This window comes from Rhodoplanes sp. (assembly GCF_013377085.1).
Lineage (GTDB): Bacteria > Pseudomonadota > Alphaproteobacteria > Rhizobiales > Xanthobacteraceae > Rhodoplanes.
Genome location: NZ_JACAAX010000003.1, coordinates 268,042 through 274,383, shown reverse-complemented (window position 1 = coordinate 274,383; position 6,342 = coordinate 268,042). Strand labels below are relative to the sequence as shown.

Sequence of the window (6,342 nt, the reverse complement as noted above, 5' to 3'; positions counted from 1 at the left end):
GGAACGGACGGGCGAAAGGCGCTTCTCCGGCCGTCGATAAGTCCGCAAATGACCCACAGTCGACATTCGACGACCTCCTGCGGTTAACTTATGATCAAAGGTCTCTTCCCATCATTTGGGCCATTCCTTCGTTTCCCTCCTGCATGATTTGAAGGAGGCTTTTTTCGTTCGCTGCGCTCAAGCCCAAACCCATCATGGGAGCGATCAGACTGCCGCTAGCGCGCTTTTCATCTTGCCAGCTTCGACTAACGACCCCCTTGGTAATGATGCCCGACCCGACAAGAATTGGGGCGCCGCTCATCTTTCCCGGAATCTTCGCGTCGAACTCAAAACATGGCCCAGGCGTCGTTGCCTCCTTTTTAGTGATGTTATCTGGGTAGATGTTCGTAATGGATCCGACGGACACTACCAATGACGGCTGATAGACCGCTTGGCCGAACTGAATGCTTTCCATCTCGGCGTATCCGATTGCGACTGCTCGGTCGCCGATCTTTAAATCGTGTTGACCGACGTTAAGCGGTTGATAGGAGCCGCCAATTCGATTTTCGGCGACCTTGCAAACCGCGATGTCGAGATCGAGTTTGTACTCGGGCTTCATATGAAACAAAGGTCCAACCACTTCTTGCCCCCAATGTAAGGCCCACTCGATCGGTACAATGAATGAGTCTGCGCCACGAATTTCGTCTGGACCGTTGAACACTTCAGGAGGGGCGGTTCTCATCGCAGGGTTAGCGGGAAGCAGAACCCCCATGTGCAAGGACTTATCGAACTTGAAAGCTTTGTCGGCGATTTGGGTGAAGCTTGCGTATTCATCATCTATCGGGTCTCTGACGACATGGGCCGCTGTCATTAGGAAGCCCGAGGCGCTTATGAAGAAGCCTGTTCCGATACAACGTATTCCTCTATCGCCGTCGTTCCAAGCAACGATCGGAACGATGCTTTGTCTAATTAGAAACTCAGTGTGACCAAATGTAGCGAAGAAATCCCGAATCACAGGTCCTGGCCGTTCAGTAAGCAGGACCATTTCGTCTTTGATTTTGAAATAGTCTGCTTCAAAGCCTTGGCGGGGCTTCAAGTCGACTCCCTTGATGCCATGTATGACCCAGACGCCCGCCTCGTTCTTTGTCCAGAGCGATTTTAGTATCCCGATTGGCTCGCTTCGGTCTTGCTTCATAGACGCGGCCCTTAGCGGCTGCCTTTCCCCATCGAGCAGCCAACGAAATTCGATCTAGTCATAAATCTCAAGATCGCGGAAGCGCCTGGCCTCACAATTCCCGATTTTGTTGCGCGCCAACGTGGTGATTGAGGAGCATGCTGATGTCTGTTTCTGGCACTTTGCATCTATTCCCAATCGGCGCAGGACAGTGGCCCAGGGCGGGTACCAAGCGTCAGGTGTTAACCACTCGGCCCGACTCACTTGCCGGGCCTTATCTCCGCTGTTGGCACCCGCACTTTCCTAGACTTCTTTTTCTTGGTTCCAGGAACGCCGCTGCTGGTTTTCGGAGGCCGCCGGCGGCGACGTCCTGGCCCGGCGACAACATGCTGCGAATTCAGCGTTTTTTTGCGACTTGCTGGATGCGCGGGTCGAGCCCGCGCATGACGACGTCGTCCTGCCGCGGCGCCCGCGCTCCTTCTCCCCGCTGGCGGGGAGAAGGTCGGGATGAGGGGGCGTCGCGTGGAGACGGAGGCGCCCTGCGGCACGGAATCTCCGTCGCTAACAGGTCTTGTTAATTCTTGTTAGTCGTCCGATGATGGGGGCATGGAACGACCTGCAGCCAGTATGCGGACCCTGACCGTCTCACTCTCCCAACGCCAGGTGGGAAGGATTCAGGAGGCCGTGGAGTCGGGCTCCTACGCCTCGAACAGCGAAGTCATTCGCGACGCCCTGCGGCTGTGGGAACAGCGCGAGGAGGTGCGTGCCCTGGAGCTCGCCCAGCTGAAACGCGCCTACGACGAAGGCAAGGCCAGCGGCACCCCACGCGCCGTGGATGCCGAGACCCTTCTGGCGGAGTTCAAGGGCAAGTCTGCGGCCCGTGGCTAGGGTCTTTCTCACTCCCCGTGCCGAAGCCGACCTCTTCGAGGTTTGGGCGGGCATCGCGCCCGACAATCCCGCCGCCGCCGATGGCGTGCTCCGCCGCATCATGCACAAGGTGGACCTCGCCGCCGACAATCCCATGATGGGAGCTGCACGGCCGGAACTGAGCCCGTCAGCCCGCATCCTGGTCGAAGGGCGCTATATCGTCATCTATGAGCCGTCCCCGGACGGTGTGCTGGTGGTCGCCGTGGTGCACGGCATGCGCGACCCGGCAAGCTGGCTCGAATAATCCCGCCTTGCACGTCAGGCCGCCACGCCTTGTTGGGCGAGCCCGGCGGGCCGGGCTCGCGTGAACGGAGCCGACGGCGCTCCGCCGCCGGCGACGACATGCTGCGAGTTCAGCGTTTTTTTGCGTCTTGAGGGATGCGCGGGTCGAGCCCGCGCATGACGACGTCGTCCTGCCGCGGCGCCCGCTCTCCTTCTCCCCGCGTGCGGGGAGAGGGTCGGGATGAGGGGGCGTCGCGTGGAGACGGAGGCGCCCCCTCACCCGGATCGCTGCGCGATCCGACCTCTCCCCGCGCGCGGGGAGAGGTGAAGAGCCATCAGGCGCGACAGCCAGGAGAAGGGTCGGCGGCGCTACTGCAGCGGCGGGGCGTACTGGATGCCGCCGGTGGACCACAAATGATTGAGCCCGCGCGGAATGCCGAGCGGAGTCTCGGTCCCGACATTGCGCTCGAACACCTCGCCATAGGTGCCGACATGGCGGACGATGCGCACCACCCAGTCCTTGGTCAGACCGAGCTCTTTGCCGAGATCGCCGTCGGTGCCGACCAGCCGGCGAACCTCCGGCCGCTCCGATTTCAGCGCCTTGTCGAGCGTCTGCGACGTCACGCCGAGCTCCTCGGCGTCGAGCATGGCGAAATGCACCCACTTCACCAGCAGCGCCCACGCGTCGTCGCCCTGGCGGACCGCCGGGCCGAGCGGCTCTTTCGAGATGACATCGGGCAGGATCGCGTGGTCGCCCGGCTTGCCGAGGCCGGCGCGCTCGGCATGGAGCTGCGACACGTCGCTGGTGAAGACCTCGCAGCGGCCCTCCTCGTAGGCCTTCACGGCCTCGCGGGCGCTGGCGGTCGTCATCAGCGTCGCCTTGACGTCGTTCGCCCGGAAATAGTCGGCGGCGTTGCGGGCATTGGTGGTGCCGTCCTGCACGCAGACCTTGACGTTCTCGAACTCGAGCGGCGACTGCGCCGACATTGTCTTGCGCACCATGAAGCCCTGGCCGTCGAAATAGGTCACGGCCGGAAAGACGATCTTCAGGCTCGTCTCGCGCGCCAGCGTCCAGGTGGAGTTGCGCGACAGCACGTCGATCTCGCCGGCCTGCAAGGCGGCGAAGCGCTTCTCGGCATTGAGCGGCACGTATTTGACCTTCGACGGATCGTCGAAGATCGCCGCCGCCATGGCGCGGCAGAAATCGACGTCGAAACCGGTCCAGGTGCCCTTGTCGTTCTTGGCCGAGAAGCCGGCCAAGCCTTCGCTGACGCCGCAATTGAGCGTGCCGCGGTCCTTGACGGCCTTCAGGGTCGTGCCGGTCTGGGCCTCGGCGAGGCCACCGGAGAGCGCGACCAGGAGAGAGGCGCCGGCGACCGCGAGGCTGCCGGCGGAAACAGTCGTGCGACTCGTCATGATCAAAGCTCCGGCGCCTGGCGGACCACAACCTTGGTGCCGACCGGGATGCGCGTGTAAAGATCGGCGACGTCGGTGTTGACCAGCCGGAAGCAGCCCGACGACACGGCGTGGCCGATGGTCTGCGGCTGGTTGGTGCCGTGGATGCGATAGACGGTGCCGCCGATATAGAGGGCCGCCGCTCCCATCGGGTTGCCCGGGCCACCGGCCATGAAGCGCGGCAGATAGGGCTGGCGGGCGATCATCTCGGGCGGCGGCGTCCAGTCCGGCCACTCGGCCTTGCGGACGATCGACTTGAGGCCCTGCCACTGGAAGCCGTCGCGGCCGACCCCGATGCCGTAGCGCATCGCCCGGTTGTTTCCCTGCACCACGTAGAGAAACCGCTCCGACGTGACGACGATGATGGTGCCGGGCGCCTCGGTGGTGCGGAAGAACACCATCTGGCGTTGCAGCGCCGGCGGCAGCCGCTCCTCGTCGGCACCCGGCTCGTATCCGGGCTGATCATCGATCGTCATGGTCTCGACCGAGGCGAAACGGCCCGCCTGGGCGAGCGCCGGGGTGCCGGCCGCCACGACTGCAAGGGCCAGAAGCGAGGCAAGGGTCACGATCCGTCTGTGCAAAGTCGGTCTCCCCAAAAAAGCGTGTGTGCTCCCCCCGAGCGGGACCACAGGATTGGAGCAGAAATCGGACGGCAGATCACTACTCCCGCACCGTGACGACAATTCACGCCGGGCGGCCGTCGGCATGCAGGATCAGCACGTCCCGGATCGCCTGGTTGAGCGGGGCCGGCACCCCGACGGCAGCCCCGAGATCGACCACCCCGCCCGACAGCCAGGGCAGCTCGAGCCGGCGCCCCGCCGCGAGGTCGTGGAACATCGAGGCGACCATCCCGGCCGGCAGGGTGTCGATGAAGCCGAGCCGGTCGGCGGCGAAATCGTTCGGAATCGCAACACCATGGGCGCGGCCGACCGCCACCACCTCGGCCATGACGCCGAGCAGCATGGCCCGTGTATGCGGGTTGTCCCGCACCGGCCCGATGGTGCAGCGGGTCGCGCAGGTGAGCGCCGAAAGCCCGACGAGAAAGACGAATTTCTGCCAGATCTCGCGGGCGATGTCGGTCGCGATCTCGGCCTTGATGCCGCCCGCCAGGCAGGCGGCCAGGAAGGCCTCGGCCCGCGCCGAGCGGGTGCCGTCGAACTCGCCGAAGACGAGGCGCTGCATGGTCCCGGTCTGGGCGATGACGCCGGGCCGGGCGATCGTGGTGGAAATCTGGGCGATCGCCCCCATCAGGGCGGCGGAGCCGACGATCGGCCGCAGCATGTCATCCTTCTGGACGCCGTTCTGCAGCGATACCACGGCGGTTTCCGGGCCGACGATCGGCGCCACGGCGCGGGCGGCCGCCTCGGTGTCCCACAGCTTGACCGTGAACAGAACGAGATCGACCGGACCGATCGAGGCCGGGTCGTCGGTCGCCTGGACCTTGGGCAGCGTGACGGTCTCCTCCGGGCTCTCGATCGACAGCCCGTTCGCCTTCAGGGCGGCGAGATGCGCCCCCCGGGCCACGAACACCACATCGGCCCCGCCCTTGGCCAGCCGTCCGCCATAGAAGCCGCCGAGCCCGCCCGAGCCCATCACCGCGATGCGCATGGTCCTCTCCGAGTTGGAAATCCGCGGTCCGCTCTACTCCTTCGGCCGGGCCCGCGACAGGGGGGCGGGGCGTCAGGCTCGGTTGCATGGCGCGCGGTCCCCCCCCACTATGGGATGCACAGATCTCGTTTTGTCGAGACCATCGGGTGTCACGGCAAAGAGCGCACCTTCCCGCCGTCGTCATCGCCGGGCTTGACCCGGCGATCCATCATTCTGCGACCAAAGCGTTTTTGCGAAACGTGATGGATGCGCGGGTCGAGCCCGCGCATGACGCTCGCATGCATGGTGAGCCTTGTGTGCATCCCGTAGCCCCCCTGGGAGGGGCGAGGGTGACGAGCGGAGGCGCCCGATCCTTCGCGGTTGCGGCAGTCGCGTTCTTGAACCCTTAAAAGTTCTGACCATATTCTGGGGTGTCCGCCGTCGGCAGGCCCAATCGGCTGCCGGTGCCGGGCTGGGGCGCCACAAGGGCCCCAATCGCAAAGTCGCTGAACAGGACTTTGAGACCATGTCGCGTGTGTCTTCGCTCTCCAGCCCCTTCCTGCTCGGTTTCGACGAGATCGAGCGGGCACTCGACCGGGTGACCAAGGGGGCCGACGGTTATCCGCCGTACAATATCGAGCGGATCGCCGGCGGTGACGGGCAGCCCGAACGGCTGCGCATCACGCTCGCCGTGGCCGGCTTCACACGGGAGCAGCTCGACGTCACGGTCGAGGAAAGCCAGCTCCTGATCCGGGGCCGGCAGCAGGAGGAGAAGACACGCCAGTATCTGCATCGCGGCATCGCCGCACGACAGTTCCAGCGCACCTTTCTGCTGGCTGACGGGATGGAGGTATTGGGGGCCGACCTGAGGAACGGGCTGTTGTCGATCGATCTGGCGCGTCCAGAGCCGGCGCGCATGGTACGGTCGATCGCCATCAAGCAGCAGGACTGACGGTCACGCACAGGACTCGGCAAAGCCACGAAAACAAGGAGTCGAG

The 6,342-nt window shown here is 64.4% G+C and carries 8 protein-coding genes; 3 read left to right on the top strand and 5 right to left on the bottom strand.

The window, feature by feature from the left end:
* Positions 1-94 precede the first annotated feature (94 nt).
* Positions 95-1,075: a serine protease gene (locus HXX10_RS04465; RefSeq protein ID WP_296520322.1), complete on the bottom strand. Its 981-nt coding sequence runs from the start codon at positions 1,073-1,075 to the stop codon at positions 95-97.
* A gap of 705 nt (positions 1,076-1,780) precedes the next feature.
* Between HXX10_RS04465 and HXX10_RS04460 the strand changes: the two genes are divergently transcribed.
* A complete protein-coding gene (locus tag HXX10_RS04460) occupies positions 1,781-2,041 on the top strand; it encodes a type II toxin-antitoxin system ParD family antitoxin (protein ID WP_296520321.1) in 261 nt (86 codons plus the stop codon).
* Positions 2,034-2,324 (top strand): type II toxin-antitoxin system RelE/ParE family toxin, encoded by a 291-nt coding sequence (locus HXX10_RS04455; protein ID WP_296520320.1) that lies wholly within the window; start codon positions 2,034-2,036, stop codon positions 2,322-2,324. The genes HXX10_RS04460 and HXX10_RS04455 overlap by 8 nt, the downstream gene beginning before the upstream one ends.
* Before the next feature lie 347 nt (positions 2,325-2,671).
* On the opposite strand, the gene HXX10_RS04450 is transcribed toward HXX10_RS04455, so the two are convergent.
* The 4 genes from HXX10_RS04450 to HXX10_RS04435 form a co-directional block, all read right to left on the bottom strand.
* A complete protein-coding gene (locus tag HXX10_RS04450) occupies positions 2,672-3,718 on the bottom strand; it encodes an amino acid ABC transporter substrate-binding protein (protein ID WP_296520319.1) in 1,047 nt (348 codons plus the stop codon).
* A 2-nt stretch (positions 3,719-3,720) separates the two neighbouring features.
* Positions 3,721-4,323: a L,D-transpeptidase gene (locus HXX10_RS04445; protein ID WP_296520318.1), complete on the bottom strand. Its 603-nt coding sequence runs from the start codon at positions 4,321-4,323 to the stop codon at positions 3,721-3,723.
* A gap of 118 nt (positions 4,324-4,441) precedes the next feature.
* Positions 4,442-5,365, bottom strand: a complete 924-nt coding sequence (locus tag HXX10_RS04440) for a 2-dehydropantoate 2-reductase (RefSeq protein ID WP_296520317.1) — start codon at positions 5,363-5,365, stop codon at positions 4,442-4,444.
* Positions 5,366-5,514: 149 nt separating this feature from the next.
* On the bottom strand, positions 5,515-5,649 hold the full coding sequence (locus HXX10_RS04435) for a hypothetical protein (protein WP_296520316.1): 135 nt from the start codon (positions 5,647-5,649) through the stop codon (positions 5,515-5,517).
* 221 nt (positions 5,650-5,870) lie between these two features.
* Here HXX10_RS04435 and HXX10_RS04430 point away from each other — a divergent pair, with 221 nt between their 5' ends.
* The gene (locus HXX10_RS04430) at positions 5,871-6,296 is read left to right on the top strand and encodes an Hsp20 family protein (protein WP_296520315.1); all 426 of its coding nucleotides are present in this window, start codon (positions 5,871-5,873) and stop codon (positions 6,294-6,296) included.
* Positions 6,297-6,342: the final 46 nt, after the last annotated feature.

What these genes read in the sequence shown, in the direction of transcription:
- HXX10_RS04460 (WP_296520321.1), top strand. Translation starts at nt 1,781, where the DNA reads ATGCGGACCCTGACCGTCTCACTCTCCCAACGCCAGGTGGGAAGGATT.
- HXX10_RS04450 (WP_296520319.1), bottom strand. Translation starts at nt 3,718, where the DNA reads ATGACGAGTCGCACGACTGTTTCCGCCGGCAGCCTCGCGGTCGCCGGC.
- HXX10_RS04440 (WP_296520317.1), bottom strand. Translation starts at nt 5,365, where the DNA reads ATGCGCATCGCGGTGATGGGCTCGGGCGGGCTCGGCGGCTTCTATGGC.
- HXX10_RS04435 (WP_296520316.1), bottom strand. Translation starts at nt 5,649, where the DNA reads ATGCATGCGAGCGTCATGCGCGGGCTCGACCCGCGCATCCATCACGTT.
- HXX10_RS04430 (WP_296520315.1), top strand. Translation starts at nt 5,871, where the DNA reads ATGTCGCGTGTGTCTTCGCTCTCCAGCCCCTTCCTGCTCGGTTTCGAC.